Origin of the sequence: Aeromicrobium panaciterrae (assembly GCF_031457275.1) — a bacterium.
In the GTDB taxonomy this organism is placed as follows: Bacteria; Actinomycetota; Actinomycetes; order Propionibacteriales; family Nocardioidaceae; genus Aeromicrobium; species Aeromicrobium panaciterrae_A.
In genome coordinates this window covers 1389036-1405550 of the sequence record NZ_JAVDWH010000001.1, presented here as the reverse complement: position 1 = coordinate 1405550, position 16515 = coordinate 1389036, and the positions used below count along the sequence as shown (strand labels likewise).

Below are 16515 nucleotides of genomic sequence, written 5' to 3'. Positions count from 1 at the left end.
GTGATGGTAGTCACACTGGGTCAAACACGCACCAAACGCGCGCCCAACACCTCTACCTCTCGAAGCGGCTGGGCACCGGGAAGTACGACTCGAGGAACTCCCTGAGTTCCTCGGCGGTGACTTCCTGCTCGCCCACACTCGTGGCGTTGGCACAGAAGGCTTGCTGGTCGCGCATCGCCAGGAGCAGACCCATGGTCCGGCGCGCATCGCCCTTGCGGAGATCGAGGTACGAGTACCGGATCCGACCGGGCACCGCGCGGCCCGTCGAGAACGCATAGTGCTGGTAGAACGACGAGAGCAGGGAGATGTCGTCGCGGCTTCGGGCCTTGTTGCCCATCGTCACCCGGATCTCGTCGGAGAACTTCGCCTCGATCTCTTCGAGCACGCTCTTTCGGAGCGCGTACGGCACGTGCTTCATCTTCTGAGTCAGCGACGTCCCGAAATGTTGCTTCAGGAGCCGCCGGTTGTTCTTGGCTGCGATCGTCACGGGCACGTCATCCGCGGTCGGGTCGCCCTGTGGCTCGTTGACCGGACTGAGAAAGAACTTCGTGATGCCGTTGGCGTGGAAGAAGTGCTGCGGGATGACTTCGGCGCCGAGCATCATGTCGTCGTTGAAGTAGATGAAGTGCTCGCTCAGTCCTTCGATGTGATGGAGCTGAGTCTCGATGGCGTGCGAGTTGAAGGTCGGCAAGACTGAGGTGTCCGAAAAGATGTCCCGGTGATCGACGAGAGTCAGGCCAGGGACTGACTCGTCCAGCCATGACGGCCGCTGATCATCGGTGACGACGTAGATGTTGCGTACCCACGGTGCGTTCATCTCGATCGATCGCAGCGCGTACTTCAGCTCATCGCGACTGCGATAGCGCGTCTCGTTGGCTGATTCCTCGTGATACGAATCCGGGGAGTGTTCGGCCCGCTTGCGCTGCCATTCTGCGTCGGCACCGTCGACCCAGGTGAAGACCACATCGATCGGGAAAAGTACGTCGTCGGGGCGTCCATCCGTGAACTCGATACGGGTCCGCACATCGGGCAGCGGATTGCGATCGGCCGGCGCGAGACGCGTGAACAGCGAATCGCTCGCCAGGACTGCCTCGTGCTGGTCTGACACGAACGGGGCGACAGCATTGCGAAGCGGTGCAGTCAGTCGACCGCCGTCGGATCGTTCCCATCGCTGGATCTCGCACGAGTAGCGCTCTCCGTAGACAGCGCGACCGGTTGAGTCTGTTCTGAACCAGGCCACGCGGACGGCGGCCGCAGCGTGGGCTCGACGCGCGATCAATCGGCGATAGCCGGGCCGGCCGCGTACCTCTACCGGTTCGGCATCGCCGTACACCAGAGCCAGGTAGCCCGTCGTATCCGAAGCCAGTTGGCTCAGCAGCGACGTCACGGCAGCCCAGTCATCGGAAGCCACTGCGACCGTGCTCGTGGTGTCCTTGAGACCGCGCACGCAGAAGTGGTCGATCCCGGCTGCTTCGAGAGCACCCAGCACGGTGAGGAGATTCTTGCGTCGGCTCTCGAGCGGGGACTGAGCCGTGTCCGCCAGGGCCGCGACGTGGCGCACCCCGTCGAGAGCGAGAGCTCGACCCTCTCCTCGGTAGAAGGATCGGTGGGCCCTGGAGGCCACAGCGAACGCCACTCTTGCGGGAGTTGGCACAACGCGACCGAGTCCCGCGATCCGCTTCACCGCGAACCTCAGGCGCAGCGGAACTCGCCGATCGATTCGAGCGCGGGTATTGGCGCTGAGCAGGCTGCGATAGATCCGAACCAAGCCCGAGGATTCGGCGTACGCGTCCGTCTTCGTCATACGACTCCGCGATCAAGCTCGAACGGGCTGGCCACCGGGAAGTAGTCATCGAAGAAGGCCACCAGCTCGGCATCGCCGAGCTCGAACGGCGATTCGTTGGTGGAGTTGAGGCACATGGCCTGCCAGTTCCGCGTCACCAGCATGCGGTCAAGGCGCAGGGAAGCGTCGTGCATACCGAGGTCCACGTACGTGTAACGGATGTGTCCCGGCACGCTGCGACCCGTCAACAGCGCGTAGTAGTGGTGGAGCGAGGAGACGACCGACAGGTCGCCACGATCCCGGATCCGGTGCGACGCCGTGGCGCGATGCTCGTCCTCGAACTCCTTCTCGATCTCCTCAAGCACGCTCTTGCGAAGAACGTACGGCGCGTGCTTCATCTTCTGGGTGATATCCAGGTCAAAGCGGTCGCGGATCAGCGTCCGGTTGTTCTTGGCTGCGACTGACACCGGTACGTCGTCCTCGCTCGGCTCCCCGGACGGGACGTGGGCTCGGCTCGGGAAGTGCTTGGCGATGCCGTTCGAGTGGAAGAAGTCCTCAGGCGAGACCGGCGCACCTAGGAACATGTCGTCGTTGAAGTAGATGAAGTGCTCCGAGAGGCCCTCAATGTGGTGCAACTGGCTCTCGATGGAATGGGAGTTGAACGTCGGCAAGACGTTCTTGTCCGTGAAGATCTCGGTGTGGTCGACGACCGTCAGTTTGGGAGATGTCGTGTCGAGCCACGCCGGCACCTGGTCGTCGGTGACGAGATAGACGTGGCGCACCCATGGGGCGTACATCGCCAGCGATCTCAGTGAATAGAGCAGCTCGTTGCGGTCGCTGTAGCGCGACTCGTGCGCGGCATCCTCGTGATACGCGTCCGGCAAGTAGGTCGCGCGCTTGGACTGCCACTTCTCGTCCGAGCCGTCGACCCAGGTGTAGACCACGTCGATCGGGAATCTGACGGCGTCGGGGCGCTTGGCTGTGAACGACCAGCGCGTACGCATCGTCGGCAGCTCTCCGCGAACGGGCGGAGCGAGCCGGGTGAAGATCTCGCCGGGCGCTTCTACGACGGGATCGTCGACGGGGATCTCCTGCGTGACCCGGTTGCGCCGACCCGTGACAAGCAGGCCGTCCTCACGGCTCCAAAATTGCACCTCGCACGCGAAGCCCGCACCCAGCACGATCCTCTTGCTGGGATCGGTTCTGAACCACAGCAGGCGAACCGCCTCGAGACGCTTGCCGGCGGACCATCGGAACGACGACGTACCGGCCCGAAGCTTGCTGCTGCCACCGCCAACCCATCGCCAGTAGCCACCGGTTTCGCGCGCGAGGGTCGACAGGGCGGCACTCGCGCGCTTGGCGTCCACGTCTTCGATGCCGACGGCGGATCCTGTCGTCATCGGCTCCGGAAGAACGAAGTAGTCGACTCCGGCCTCGTTGAGCGCTTCGACGACCAGGTCGAGGTTGGCTTGGCGAGCATTGAGCGTCGTGAGCCCGCGGTGAACGTGCCCGACGCGGGTCCTGTTGCCGTCAGCGATGGTCACGCGTGATGGCCCCGCGTAGAACGCTCGGTGACTCACACGATGGAGACTGCCGCGCACCCAACCCGACGCTCGCCCGACAGAAACGAACGCGACGGCTCGCTTCACGCGTTGGCGCGCGGCCATGGAAACGGAGTGATCAATCCAGCGCCGCATACGCTCCGGCAGTAGCGCGCGATAGACCCGAACCGGGGTTGACGACTCAGGATTGTTCGACATCAAATCCCCTAGAGTTCGTCATCTGTCAACGTGCTGATGTTATCAGCCGATTGCCCTGCAATTCGTGATGTTGAGCGGGCCATCACCGCGGTGGCGGCAGCACCAGGGTCGCGCTCACCATGTTGTGATCAGACGGCACCGTGCGTGTCACCTTGAACTCGCTGTCGTATCTGATGACGACCTTCCACTCCTCGACGGCGAGTTCATTCGAGGCAAAGATCCAGTCAATGTTGTTGCCGGTCTTCTGTTGCTCGTCCCAGAAGGTCCACGTGTTGCCGTCGTCTGTGAGGCCCTTGAGGTTCTTGCTCCAACCGTTGCGGGTGTTGATCCACCCGTTGACCGCGTTCTTGGCGCGCGGCTCTGCAATCGGATTTTCGTGGAACTGCTGATTGAGTACGTCCCCAAAACCGGCAGTCTTCATGGCTGGCACGAGTCGTTCGGCGTAATCCGTGTTGCGAGTGGTGTTGAAATCACCGGTCACTGCAAGAGCTGCCCCGTCGAGAGAGTCTCGCTTGGCCTTGACCCAGCTGATCAGCTCATCCCACTGCGCGATTCTCGTCGCCCGCTGAGTGGAGCTTTCGAATGGCTGCAGGTGGGTGGTGACAAACAGGAAGACTCGGCCGTTCTCCTTCACCCGGAAGGTCGCCCAGGCGAGATAGCGCTCGACAGTGCCCGTCTGGTGGTCGTACCTGAACGAGCCCTGCTGCTGCAGCGCAAGCGTGGCGGTGTTGTAGAGGATCCTGACGCCTCTCGACGCACCCTGGTCCTTCTTGACGCAGTCCGCCGAACTGACCCACCGCACACAGTTGTAGTTCTTGTCGTTCGCGAGGGCGTAGTTCACTCCGCGAGCGTTGACGGCGTTGAGCAAGTCGAAGTACTGCGTCAATCCCGAGTTCGCCGGGTAGTAGCTGGTCGACTGGTTGGCTTCCTGAAGCCCGACCACATCGGCCCCGTCGTCGACAATGTCCCTCGCGACCTCGGGCTTTCGGGTAGCCCAGACCTTTTGGTTGCCACTCGCTTTGGAGTCGGCATCGATGCCGAAGATGTTGAAGTTGGCGACGCGCACCTCAGCGTCTCTGGCGTCGGGATCGGGCTCGCCAGTCCGTGGCGTCGTGACGTGAAGCGCGTCGGTGTACGCGCTCTTCACGTTTTGCGATGTCACGGCCCTGACCCGGAACCAGTAGTCGGTGACGGCTGTCAGTGGTTTCACCGTGACGTCGTTGGCCACAGTCTCAGTCGTGACAGCACCGGTGAATTCCTCGTTGCTGGATCGATCCAGCTCGTACTTGGCAGCGCCTTCGGGTTTGGACCATTCCAGACCGGCCGCAGTGGACACGAGACTGGTGACAGCGAAGCCCGTCGGGGCTGCGAGGGCAAGAGTCCTTGTGGTCGGAAATGGCGACTTCGTGTAGTAGCTGTAGTTGGACCCGGACTTCCTGAGTGCGCGAACCCGGAACCAGTACGACGTGTCCGGGTGAAGTCCTGCGACCGTTCCCTTGCTCGCGGTGAACCTGACCGACGTTGGGTTCGACATGTCCTTCTTGGTCGAGTACTGCACTCGGTACTGTCCCGCGCGAGAGACATACCGCCAATCGAGACTCACCGTCGTTGCCGTCTGCCCCTCAACCACGAGCCATTTGGGCGCGGAAACAAGCGCTTCTGCAGGCGCAGCAAGGAGAACCGAGGCAAGCATGCCCCCGAGCGCAGCAGCGATCCACACACGTGTTCTAGTCACGGTCTTCCTCCCACTACCAACTATAAAGTCCGCAGGGGCGCTCTAGGAGGACTTCTCGAAAGGTCCTGCGACCGGGAAATACGCCGACAACAGGGCTTCTACGACCAGTGACTGCTCGCTTGCCGGGACCGTCCCATTGCTCGAGGTGCTGAGACAGAAGGAGTCGAGATTGCGCATCGTCAGCAAGCGAGTCATCGCCGCGTGATCTTCGCGTCTCGCAATGTCGAAGGTTGATGCGCTGAGCTTCCCTCGGACGAAGTGGCGCTGCATGAAGCCGTACTCCTGCAGCAGCGAGCCGTAGATCGTGACATGGTCGGCGCCGCCGCTCGCAGTGTCTCGCCACTGACCACCGAATTGCCCTTCGAGGTCCTCGAGAACGCTGCGCAACGCTGAATACGGTGCGCGCACGTAGTCGTGGGTGAGAGTTCGACCAAAAGCCTGCGCCACCAGTGCGCGGGCGTTCTTGCAGCCCGCGACGTAGTAGTCGTCGTCAGGCAGAGCTGGGCCAAGTGGAATCTGCTCCTTAGACGGGAAGCAGACGGCAGTCCCATTTGCACGGAAGAACCTGGACGCCCCAAGCGATCGGCCGAGGAACACGTCGTGCTTGAAGTACAAGAACTGCTCCGACAACCCGGCGATGTGGTGCAGTCGGCCCTCGATCGCCGCGACTCCTGAGCCCGCTTCCACGATGGAATCCGGGGAAACAACCGTGACACGCGATTGATCAGCGTCGAGCCAATCGGGCACCGGGCTCTCAGCCACGATGTAGACGTGCCGAATCCACGGTGCGTACATCGCAACCGAGCGAAGCGCGTACCGAAGCTCGCCCTGTCCCGACCAGATCCACACGGCGTCGATGCCGTCGTCCACCAAAGTCGTGTCTCGCAGGATCAGCTCGGTCCGCGTTGGGTGGTCTTTGCCGGCGACTGAGATCGATGCCGTCGGTTCGAGCGACTCCAGTGAATTGCCACGTACGGTCGGCAAGAGCGGCGCGGTACGGATTTCGCCGTCGCCGTCCAGTGGCCAGAACTCGAGGTCACAACCCACCCCGGGACCATGCCGCAGGGTGCGCGACGTCGTGACCACTGGCGAGAAGACGCGAAGGCCCTTGACCTCAATGTCGGACGGAAGCGTGCTCGCCAGAACCGTGCCGGGTTGCCGGGACCGAGGCGACAGAAGTTCGGCATACACGGGCAGCCCGTTGGTAGCGGCTGAAAGCGCACTTACGGCTGCCGATCGAAGCTCACTCTCCACCGCGATCCTGGTCTTCTGGCCGACTGTCGGTATGACGATGAATGGCACGCCCGCGGCTGCGAGCGCTTCCGTCACGCGCAGGAAGTTCGCGGATCGAAGATCTGCGGGCAAAGCTGCATCGCTGACTTCAGCCAGACGACCGCCCGACCGCACCAGTTCGGGACGCGATGCCACGAGCGCCCGCTCGTGAGCGTCCTGGTCCGTACGCCAACCATCGCTGGTGTTGGCTGGGGTCGTTGGATGGAATCGCGATCCGCCAAGCGCCGCGCGTCGACCGATCCGGTCCGCTCGTCGGGTGGCTCGTTCGGGCGACCCGATCTCAGCGACGAGCGACAGCATCAGGTCTTCCCACAGCGGAACGACGCGAGCAGGTGAAAAGGCCTTGGCACGCTCAAGCGCGCCTTCGGCGAGCGACTTCCTCAGCTTCGCGTCGCCCATCAGTTGGCCGAGGGCGTCACCCAAGCGTTCGATGTCGCCGGTCGGGACAAGTAGGCCATCGATCCCATGACGAATGATCTCGACCGGTCCGGGTGGGCTGTCGTACGAGACAACAGGAATTCCCGCGGCCATCGCCTCGATCTGAACCAGACCGAACGCTTCGGTGCCCAGCGACGGGAGGACGGCGATGCTCGCCTGCGCCCACTCCAATTCCATCTGCTTGGAACTGCCAGGGAGGAAGATTCGATCGTGCCGACCTAACGCATCGACCAGTCGCTTGAGACGAGCCTTTTCGGACCCATCGCCGAATATCTTGAGGATCCACTCCGGGTGGTCGTCGGCGACCGCATCGAACGCCTCGATGGCGTGCGCGAATCCCTTCTCCGGGATGATCCGTCCCGCCATGACGATCACGGGCTCGCTGCCGCTTGACCTCGGACGATAGCCATCGGGCAATGCGTTCGGGATCGTCACCAACCGAGGTGCGTTGGGACCCAGAGACTCCGACAGCCACGCGGTGGTGCTCTCCGTCAGCGCCACAATCGCGTCAGTGTGAGGCGCAAAAGCCATCAGTGGCTCGCCACTCGCGTGACGGAACGGCGACGGGTGATGCTCCTGCTGGATCATCACCACGTCGGGCGGCGCCAGCTGGGCAGCAGCGGCGGTCAGTGGGGGCGTCGTCACCACGAGCACATCAGTGTCTAGCGACGGCAGGCACAGCTCGAGCTCAATGTCGGTCAGTCGGTTGAACGCCGGATCCCAGGTCGGGTCGACATATGTGCTGCTGAGCTCCGTGAGCCGGATGCACTCACCGTCCGTCAGCCCCGCATCTCGCAAAGGGCGCGGGCTCCCGGAGGATACGTCGATCAGGTGCGTCACCGGCACCGACTCATTGACGAAGAACGGATCGGGACGCGATCGGTAGACGCTGATCACCCTGACGTCATGCTTCGACGACAGGTGGCTGGCCTGTGTGACGACCGCGTTCTCCGTGCCGCCCAAGTCGTCGGCGGTCATCAGCAGGTAGGTGATCTTCACGCTGCCCGCCCCACCGGAACGACTGACAGCCGCACCCGTCCATCAGGAGCGCAATACCCACGCACACGGGCGGTTCCGCCCTCGAAAGCGACGATCTGTACTGGGGTCGAGAGGTCGTAGCGGCGGTCACGCCCGTCAGGAAGCCCGTGTCTTACCGGCATCCGCTGCCCGCTCTCGTTGACGAGATAGAACTCCCACACGTCGTCGCCCTGCGCCATGGACGCGACCGGCGCCGCGGCGCTGAATGAGCTTCCATCGACGACCCATTCCATGTCGAGCTCACGCTTGTCGGATCGACAGCGGGCGATCACCCTCCACACTTTCGGCCATGCGCCGAGAAGCGTTCCGGTCAGGACAACTTGTGTGAAACCGACCTCGAGACCGCTCAACTGGGCCTGGCGAGGCAACAGGTCGACGACCACGGCAAGGCCGTCATCCTGAGTCGACAGACTCAGGGCCCGAGGCTGCATCGACGATGCACCTAGCAAGCTGGCCGGACCTTGGCTCGCCGCCACGAATCGCGATGTCGACGACCGCAGGCCTGATCTCGTGGTCAACGAGATCTCCCATGTACCTGGACCGACATCACCCAGATGGGCCACCGACTCAGCCCAGCGCTCGCCCTCCATGGTGTGGCCGATCGACGTCTTCATCTCAACCCGCTGGCCGTCAGGGCTTGAAAGGACGAACGTCGCTCGCTTCACCTTCGCCGCGACGGGCGCGCACAGGTTCAGGGTTCCGCCGGCGGTCAGGGATGCTTGACCGTGCACACTGGGCCGACTATCTGACCGAGATGAGCTGCGCATGAAGATCAGAGCATATCGTTCGGGCCGACCGGCAGCCGTCGAAAACGCATAGCCAATTGTCAGGTTCAGGTGTGGAGTTGCAAGCGACAATTGCTGCATGGCAATTCCCGACTTTCTGCCGACGCTCTCGGCTGGATCCCACGACGCCGAGCACGGCGAAGCGTGCGTCATGGAGTACGTCTCGCTGCTTGCCGGCGAGGAGTGGAGCGATCGCCCCGAGTGCACGCACCCATTGCTGGCGCACGAGGCACGTACGACCAACGATCTGCTGCGCGAGAGCGATCGTACGAGGCTGGTACCGCTGATCGGGCGACTGTTCGGCACAACCGAGGACTCCCCCGAACTCCGCGCCAGACTGCGCATCGCCCAGGCGCGCCAGGTCATCGCCCTTCTGGAGCCCGAGTCGCGCGCTCACGCCTTGGCCGCAGTCGCACGAGCCGAGTCGTGGATCGGCCGCGCCAGCGATGACGAGGACGTACGGCAAGCATTCGCCGAGGCGATGGCGTTCCCATTCGCCTCCGGTGACCTCGATCCCGAGCACGTCGAGTTCCACCACATCGCGTCGCGCATGTTCCCGTTCGCCCTGTCCCCCGAGCTCGAGGCTGCCGAGGCGTACGCGCTCACGGCGATTGTCATCGCTCACCGCATTGCAGCCTCCGGCGAGTGCCGCGCTGATTGCGGCAACGGCCCGGCTCGAGCCCGACGCATGGTCAAGGACTTGAACGGTCTGATCGACGTGTACGACGAGGTCACTGGACGCATCGCGCGCGAAGTCACTGTCGACCAAGTACGCGAGCTAGCCGACAGCCTCAGCTAGCTATCCTCTCTGATCGCTCTGCGCCCGCTCTGGACCAGGTAGGCGATCGCAAGTACACCCAACGCTCCTAACATGAGTGCCCGCAGCACTTCCGTTCGGGCGGCAGATGGACACAACGCGTCAAGCTGTTCGTAGGGGAACTCTCCACCCCGCCGCGCCTCGCCATGCAGAGCAACGTCGTAAACAGTCCCGCAGAATTCGTACGCTCCGGGCTCCGCGAGATCAACATTCAGGTCTGCCGTCAGGATCTTGAATCCCCAGACAAGGGCGATGCATATCGCGACGAGCGATATAACCACCTTGAGACTCTGGATCATTCGCTCATCGTGCCAGCCGTTCAGCGCTTGGCGTGTGACCACTCGAGCAGCTTGTCGACAGGCCACGTCGTGACGATGCGGTCTTCTGGAACGCCATTTGCGTCAGCACGTTCCGCGCCGTAGTCGAGGAAGTCCAACTGCCCAGGCGCGTGGGCGTCAGTGTTGATCGCGAACAGGCAGCCGGCGTCGAGCGCCATGGCGATCAGATTGTTGGGCGGGTCCTGACGCTCGGGTCGAGAGTTGATCTCGACGGCCACGTCGTTCGCAGCACACGCCGCGAACACCTTCTTGGCGTCGAATTTCGACTGGTCGCGCTTGCCACGCGATCCCTGGACGAGCCGGCCGGTGCAGTGGCCGAGAACATTCGTATGCGGATCGTTGATGGCTTTGACCATGCGGTGGGTCATGCCGATCGAGTCCATCTTGAGCTTCGAATGCACGCTGGCGACCACGACGTCGAGCTTGTTGAGCATCCGATCGGTCTGGTCGAGCTTGCCGTCATCGAGGATGTCGACCTCAATTCCGCTCAGGAACTGGAAGTCGTCGTACGAGTCGTTGACCCTCGCGACGATCTTGAGCTGCTCAGTCAAACGCTCAGCGGTGAGTCCGTTGGCCACGGTGAGTCGCGGCGAATGGTCAGTCAGCACTTGATACTCACGACCTCGCCAGCGCGCGGCGCGTGCCATCTCTTCGATGGGCGATCCGCCATCGGACCAGTTGGAGTGACTGTGCAGATCGCCGCGCAGTTTGGCTCGCAACTCGGCGCCACCCTTGGCCAGCGGCTCGTCCGTACGGAGGTCCGCGAGGTAGTCGGGCACCTCGCCCTCGATGGCCTGCTTGATCACCGTAAGCGTACGGTCGCCGATGCCCTTCGTACGTTTGAGCGCACCGCTCTCGAGCCGCTTCGCGAGCTCTTCCTGCGACAAATCCTCGATGATCACAGCTGCCTTGCGGAACGCCTCGACCTTGTAGCTCACGGCGAGTTGGCGCTCTAGCCAGAACCCGATCTCGTTGAGCACTTCAGCCGCATCCATGCGGCAATCCTGCCTCAAACCGGAATGCCCTACTCCGTGACATCATTCGGGGACCCTGAGGAAGGATTCACATGACGACGCCCGACGCCCCGGATCCGACGCCCCGCTCGGCGACGCTTCTTGAGTCGATCGATCACACTCGATCCTCGCTGTTCGACGCAATTCGGACGGGCGTCATCTCGTACGCAGCGGTGTGGGTGGTGACCTTTCTGATCGGCGGCCTAGCGCTATTGGCCATTGAGGCGGAGGACAACGTCCCGTGGTCCTTGTACCTGACCGCGCCCGGCCAGATCGTCGCGATGTCGTCCAACGGAACGTTCGACCAGACGACAACGGTGGACTTCGACGAGGAGTTCGCTGAGTTCGAGGACGAGGACTACAGCGAAGACTTCAGCGAGTTCGAGGACGAAGAGTTCGACGAAGACTTCAGCGAATTCGATGGGGAAGAGATTCCGTTCCCCGAGGACGAGGGCGGACTCACCTTCCCTGAGGAGGACGAGTGCTGCACTGATGAGGAATGCTGCTCCGACGAGCTCAACGTCGAAGAGTTCGAAGAAGACATGGATGGCGAAACGTTCATTGGCGGAGACGACGAGATGGGCGGGTTCACGTCGAGCTCACAGATGAACGTGATCCCGCTGACGATCCTCGGACTCATGATCGGCGCATTGTGGATTGCCAGCCGCCGTGCCGAGCGACTCCGCCCGACTCCGTCGCGCAAGGCTGTGCTCGCGGCCGCAGTCGTAACAGGAGCAACCTTCGCCGTGCTGACCTGGGCTGTGGCATTCGCAGCGCGGGTCGACGTCATTGGCGACTTCGGACATGCCGGCAGCTTGTCGATTCTGTTCTACGGCTCTGCGCTCGGGACCGTCGTCGGCCTATTGGCCCGACGCCCCATCGCGCGGCGCAATTCGCTGAACAAGGTCCCGCCTCAGCTGGTTTCGGCAGTCCGCGGCGTCGTGGTCTACCTCGCGGTGTTCGTCGTATTGCTGGTGCCGGCGGTAGCCATCTACGCGGTCGCCAATGGTGAGGCGGAGGCGATCTTGGCGCTTCCCCTCGCGATCCTCAACCTCGCGGTCTACGGGATCACTCTCGGCCAGTTCGCAGGCATCGATTCACCCATCTTGGGGCTTCGCGATGACGAGTCGGGGCCGAACTTCTTCTGGCTGTTCACCAACAGCTCGGAAGGAGTCTTCTTCGTGTTGATTCCACTCTCGGTCGTGGCGCTTGCCGTCGCAGTTGCTGTTCTGGCACGGCGCTCAGCAGGCCGTCCGAGGACTTCCCTCGATGCATTCTGGCTCGTGGCGACATTCGCCGCGGCCGGGGCTCTGCTGACGGCCATCGGCGAGGTGGGCACAAGCACCTCAGGGTTCGGCGAACCCTATGGATCGGGCGGTGCGCTCTTCATCTTCGCGTTCGCGCCGGTGCCCTGGTTCTTCCTGGTGATGGCCGGGTGGGGAGTCGTCACAGAACTCGCCATACGCACCATCGGGCGACCGCTGGCCGCCGTGGCGCCGGACAAGCTCCTCGATCGACTCGCGGGGAGCTAGAACCCGAGCTTGCGCAGCTGCTTGGGGTCCCGCTGCCACTCCTTGGCGACCTTGACGTGGAGGTCGAGATAGACCGGCGTGCCGAGAATTGCCTCGATCTGGGCGCGGGAGTTCGAGCCGATCTCCTTCAGCCGCGCTCCCTGCTTGCCGATGATGATGCCCTTCTGGCTGTCGCGCTCGACGTAGACGTTGACGCGTACGTCGATCATCGGCTTGTCCTTGGGACGATCGGCCCGGGGCACCATTTCGTCGACGACGACGGCGATCGAGTGCGGGAGCTCATCGCGTACGCCCTCGAGCGCGGCCTCGCGGATGATCTCGGCGATCAACGTTTCTTCGGGCTCGTCCGTCAGCTGACCCTCGGGATAGAGCGCCGGGCCCTCGGGCAGCGTCGCCACGAGCAGCTCGGCCAACAGTTCGACCTGCTCACCGGAGACTGCCGAGACCGGGATGATCTCTTTCCACTGCAACCCGGCGTCGGCGCCAGCCCGCTGGATCGACAGCAGATGGTCGCGCAGCTTGTCACCCTTGACGAGGTCAGTCTTGGTGGCGATGGCGAACACCGGCTTGCGGCTGATCTGAGCCAGCTCGCGGATCAGGAACTTGTCACCCTCACCGACCGACTCGTTGGCGGGCAGGCACATACCGATCGTGTCGACCTCAGACCACGTCGTACGTACGAGAGCGTTGAGGCGCTGACCAAGCAGCGTGTGCGGCTTGTGCAGGCCAGGTGTGTCGATCAGCACCAGCTGACCGTCCTCGCGGTGAACCAGCCCACGGATCGCGTGACGCGTTGTCTGCGGCTTCGAGGACGTGATCGCGATCTTGCCGCCGACCAGCGCATTGGTCAGCGTCGACTTGCCTGCGTTGGGACGGCCGACGAAGCAGGCGAATCCGGAGCGGAAGGTGCTCACGTGACGCCTACTCGAATGACATTGCCTTCGAGATCTGCGATGTAGACATTGATGCCGTGGCCCGACACATCACGCACGGCGGTGCCATCGACGATCGGCTCAGGGTGGCGGTCGGCGACAAGCGCCGCCGCCTCAATGCCCTTGGCTCCCGAGGAGACAGCCATCGCGACAGCGAGATCGAGTGCGTCGAAGCGCAGCGACGGGAGCACGACGGTGGCTGCCGTGTAGGTACGGCCGTCCTGATCGCGTACGGCTGCACCATGTTGTGCGCTCGTACGGGCGCGCGAGGCGCGTGCCAGCGTGATCAGCTTGGCGTCTTCAGGACTGAGCTCCATCGTCACTTCCTTCCGTTAGCCGGCTGACCAGCACGTGGCCGATGCGATTGCGTCGACCTGTGGGACCTTCGGCCTCAAACCGTAAGCCCTCGACCTCGACAACGCTGCCTCGGATCGGCACCTTCCCGAGGTGCTTGGCCATGAGACCGCCCACGGAGTCGACGTCTTCGTCCTCGATCGGTATGTCGAACAGGTCTTCAAGGTCGTCGACCTCGAAGCGAGAGCTGAGACGCCAGGAGCCGTCGGCGAGCTTTTCGTTTTCCTCGGGCTCAGAGTCGTACTCGTCGGTGATCTCGCCGACGATCTCTTCGACGATGTCCTCGATCGTGACCATGCCCGACGTTCCACCAAACTCGTCGACCACGATCGCGACGTGGGTGCGCTGCGCCTGCATCTCCTTGAGGAGGTCATCGATCGGCTTGGTGTCCGGGATGTAGAGGACCGGTCGGGCGAGCGACTCGATGCGCTCGGTTGTCTCTGCCTCGTGGTTGTCGAACACCCGCTTGGTGATGTCCTTGAGGTAGGCCATTCCAACGATGTCGTCGAGGTTCTCGTCAATCACCGGCATACGACTGAATCCGCTGCGGAGCGCCAGCGACATCGCCTGACGAAGCGTCTTGTTCTGCTCCACGAAGACGAGATCCGTACGCGGCACCATGACTTCGCGAACGATCGTGTCGCCGAGCTCGAACACCGACTGGATCATTTTGCCCTCTTCGGACTCGATGACCGAGCTCGCAGCGGCGAGGTCGACGAGTTCTCGAACCTCAGCCTCTGAAGCGAACGGCCCATCGCTGAAACCCTTGCCGGGCGTCACGGCGTTGCCGAGCAGGATCAGCAGCTTGGGCAGCGGGCCCAGTAGTCGGGTCAGCACCACGACCGGGACCGTCGACCTGAGGGCGATCGATTCGGCGTGCTGGCGGCCGAGCGTACGAGGGCCGACCCCGATCAGCACGAAGCTGACGACGACCATGATGCCTACGGCTACGGCGAACCGGGTCCAGAGACCATCGAGCTCGTCGGCGACCACGAGCGCGACGAGCACAATGCTCGATGTCTCGGCGAGCACCCGCAGCAGCAATACGGAGTTGAGGTACGGCGCAGGGTCTTCGAGGATCTCGGCGAGCCGAGCCGCGCCGGCGCGTCCCTCGTCCTCGAGCTCCTCGGCGCGGGCCTTGGAGAACGCCGAGAGTGCGGCGTCGACGCTGACCAGTAATCCGGCCACGACGGCCAGGACCGCTGAGACAACTATCGGTAGGAGCATCACGACGACTCGGGGTCCACGCCGTCGGCGGCCTGCTGCCACTCGAGCAGCAGTCGACCCTGGACGCCGAACATTTCTTTGTGCTCAGCGGGCTCGGCGTGGTCGTAGCCGAGCAGGTGAAGGATGCCGTGCACGGTGAGGAGGTTGACCTCATCCTGCGTGGTGTGACCGGCAGCAGGTGCCTGCTGCTCAGCGACCTGCGGGCACAGCGCGATGTCGCCGAGATAGCCCTCAGGGGATTCCTCGCCGTCACGGCCCGGGGTCAGCTCGTCCATCGGGAACGACAGGACATCGGTTGGTCCTTCCTTGCCCATCCACTGCTTGTTGAGCACGGCGATCGTCGCCGGATCGACCAGGCGGAGCGTCAGCTCGGTGGCGGGGTGCAGGCGCATACGGCGCATCGCGAAGCGGCAGAGTCGAGTCAGCGCGACGACATCAACGTCTGCGCCGGACTCATTGAGAACGTCGACGTTCATGCGTTGCCTGCCCATCCGCTTCGTATTCGCCATATGCAGCGACGATGCGGCCCACGAGCTTGTGGCGTACGACGTCAGATGCCGTGAGCATCGAGAAGTGGATGTCGCGTACGTCCTCGAGCACGTCCTGGACTACCCGGAGTCCGCTCTTCGACGCGGTCGGCAAGTCGACCTGCGTGACGTCACCCGTCACGACCATCCGCGAGCCGAATCCCAAGCGAGTCAGGAACATCTTCATCTGCTCCTGCGTCGTGTTCTGTGCCTCGTCGAGAATGATGAACGCGTCGTTGAGCGTGCGGCCGCGCATGTAGGCCAGCGGCGCGACCTCGATGACGCCTGAAGCCAGGAGCTTGGGGATCGTCTCGGGGTCGATCATGTCGTGCAACGCGTCATACAGCGGGCGGAGATAAGGGTCGATCTTCTCGCCGAGCGTGCCGGGCAGGAAGCCGAGGTGCTCGCCAGCCTCGACGGCAGGACGAGTCAGGATGATGCGGGTGACTTCCTTGGCCTGCAGCGCCTGGACGGCCTTGGCCATCGCGAGGTAGGTCTTGCCCGTACCGGCAGGGCCGATGCCGAAGACGATCGTGTGCTTGTCGATCGCGTCGACGTACTTCTTCTGGTTGACCGTCTTGGGGCGGATCGTCCGGCCACGGTTGGACAGAATGTTGAGGCTGAGGACCTCGGCGGGCTTCTCCTCGGTCTCGGTCTGCAGCATCGTGATGCTGCGCTCGACCGTCTCGGGAGTCAGGTGCTGTCCAGTACGCACGATCGTCACGAGCTCATCGAGCAGGCGCTCAACCATGGCCGCTTCAGCAGGCGATCCGGTGACCGTAATGGTGTTTCCGCGCACGTGAATGCGCGCCTCGAAGGAATCTTCAATGAGGCGGAGAAATTCGTCGGCAGGCCCGAGCAGGGAAACCGCCGGAACGCTCGACGGAATCGTGAACGTATGTGCCGGTGCAGTGTCTTCAGTCATCTGTATCCATCGTACGGG

14 protein-coding genes are annotated in these 16515 nt (G+C 63.2%); 2 read left to right on the top strand and 12 right to left on the bottom strand.

Annotated features, from left to right (window positions below):
- Positions 1-52: 52 nt before the first annotated feature.
- The 5 genes from J2X11_RS07300 to J2X11_RS07280 form a co-directional block, all read right to left on the bottom strand.
- A complete protein-coding gene (locus J2X11_RS07300) occupies positions 53-1804 on the bottom strand; it encodes a stealth family protein (RefSeq protein WP_309968683.1) in 1752 nt (583 codons plus the stop codon).
- Positions 1801-3363 (bottom strand): stealth family protein, encoded by a 1563-nt coding sequence (locus J2X11_RS07295; protein WP_309968678.1) that lies wholly within the window; start codon positions 3361-3363, stop codon positions 1801-1803. Before J2X11_RS07295 ends, J2X11_RS07300 begins: the two co-directional genes overlap by 4 nt.
- Positions 3364-3625: 262 nt before the next feature.
- Positions 3626-5278 carry a fibronectin type III domain-containing protein gene (locus J2X11_RS07290; protein WP_309968675.1) on the bottom strand — a complete coding sequence of 551 codons (1653 nt, stop codon included), beginning with the start codon at positions 5276-5278 and terminating at the stop codon, positions 3626-3628.
- 42 nt (positions 5279-5320) lie between these two features.
- Entirely contained in the window at positions 5321-8008 is a 2688-nt protein-coding gene (locus J2X11_RS07285; protein ID WP_309968672.1) for a glycosyltransferase, read from the bottom strand.
- Positions 8005-8661, bottom strand: coding sequence for a hypothetical protein (locus J2X11_RS07280; protein WP_309968669.1), 657 nt, complete (start codon positions 8659-8661; stop codon positions 8005-8007). The genes J2X11_RS07285 and J2X11_RS07280 overlap by 4 nt, the downstream gene beginning before the upstream one ends.
- Before the next feature lie 250 nt (positions 8662-8911).
- Between J2X11_RS07280 and J2X11_RS07275 the strand changes: the two genes are divergently transcribed.
- Positions 8912-9631: a hypothetical protein gene (locus J2X11_RS07275; RefSeq protein ID WP_309968666.1), complete on the top strand. Its 720-nt coding sequence runs from the start codon at positions 8912-8914 to the stop codon at positions 9629-9631.
- Here J2X11_RS07275 and J2X11_RS07270 read toward each other — a convergent pair.
- Entirely contained in the window at positions 9628-9948 is a 321-nt protein-coding gene (locus J2X11_RS07270; RefSeq protein WP_309968664.1) for a hypothetical protein, read from the bottom strand. The genes J2X11_RS07275 and J2X11_RS07270 overlap by 4 nt on opposite strands.
- Positions 9949-9968: 20 nt before the next feature.
- Entirely contained in the window at positions 9969-10982 is a 1014-nt protein-coding gene (locus J2X11_RS07265; protein ID WP_309968661.1) for a PHP domain-containing protein, read from the bottom strand.
- Between the two features lie 71 nt (positions 10983-11053).
- Between J2X11_RS07265 and J2X11_RS07260 the strand changes: the two genes are divergently transcribed.
- Positions 11054-12532, top strand: a complete 1479-nt coding sequence (locus J2X11_RS07260) for a hypothetical protein (RefSeq protein ID WP_309968656.1) — start codon at positions 11054-11056, stop codon at positions 12530-12532.
- On the opposite strand, the gene era is transcribed toward J2X11_RS07260, so the two are convergent.
- From era to J2X11_RS07235, 5 genes are read right to left on the bottom strand one after another with little or no spacing between them, the layout of a single operon-like run.
- Complete coding sequence (gene era / locus J2X11_RS07255) at positions 12529-13446, bottom strand: GTPase Era (RefSeq protein WP_309968653.1); 918 nt, start codon at positions 13444-13446, stop codon at positions 12529-12531. The genes J2X11_RS07260 and era overlap by 4 nt on opposite strands.
- Positions 13443-13781, bottom strand: coding sequence for a cytidine/deoxycytidylate deaminase family protein (locus tag J2X11_RS07250; RefSeq protein WP_309968650.1), 339 nt, complete (start codon positions 13779-13781; stop codon positions 13443-13445). Before J2X11_RS07250 ends, era begins: the two co-directional genes overlap by 4 nt.
- A complete protein-coding gene (locus J2X11_RS07245) occupies positions 13765-15045 on the bottom strand; it encodes a hemolysin family protein (RefSeq protein WP_396127848.1) in 1281 nt (426 codons plus the stop codon). The genes J2X11_RS07250 and J2X11_RS07245 overlap by 17 nt, the downstream gene beginning before the upstream one ends.
- Entirely contained in the window at positions 15045-15521 is a 477-nt protein-coding gene (gene ybeY, locus J2X11_RS07240; protein WP_309968644.1) for an rRNA maturation RNase YbeY, read from the bottom strand. Before ybeY ends, J2X11_RS07245 begins: the two co-directional genes overlap by 1 nt.
- Positions 15499-16497 (bottom strand): PhoH family protein, encoded by a 999-nt coding sequence (locus J2X11_RS07235; protein WP_309968641.1) that lies wholly within the window; start codon positions 16495-16497, stop codon positions 15499-15501. The genes ybeY and J2X11_RS07235 overlap by 23 nt, the downstream gene beginning before the upstream one ends.
- Positions 16498-16515: the final 18 nt, after the last annotated feature.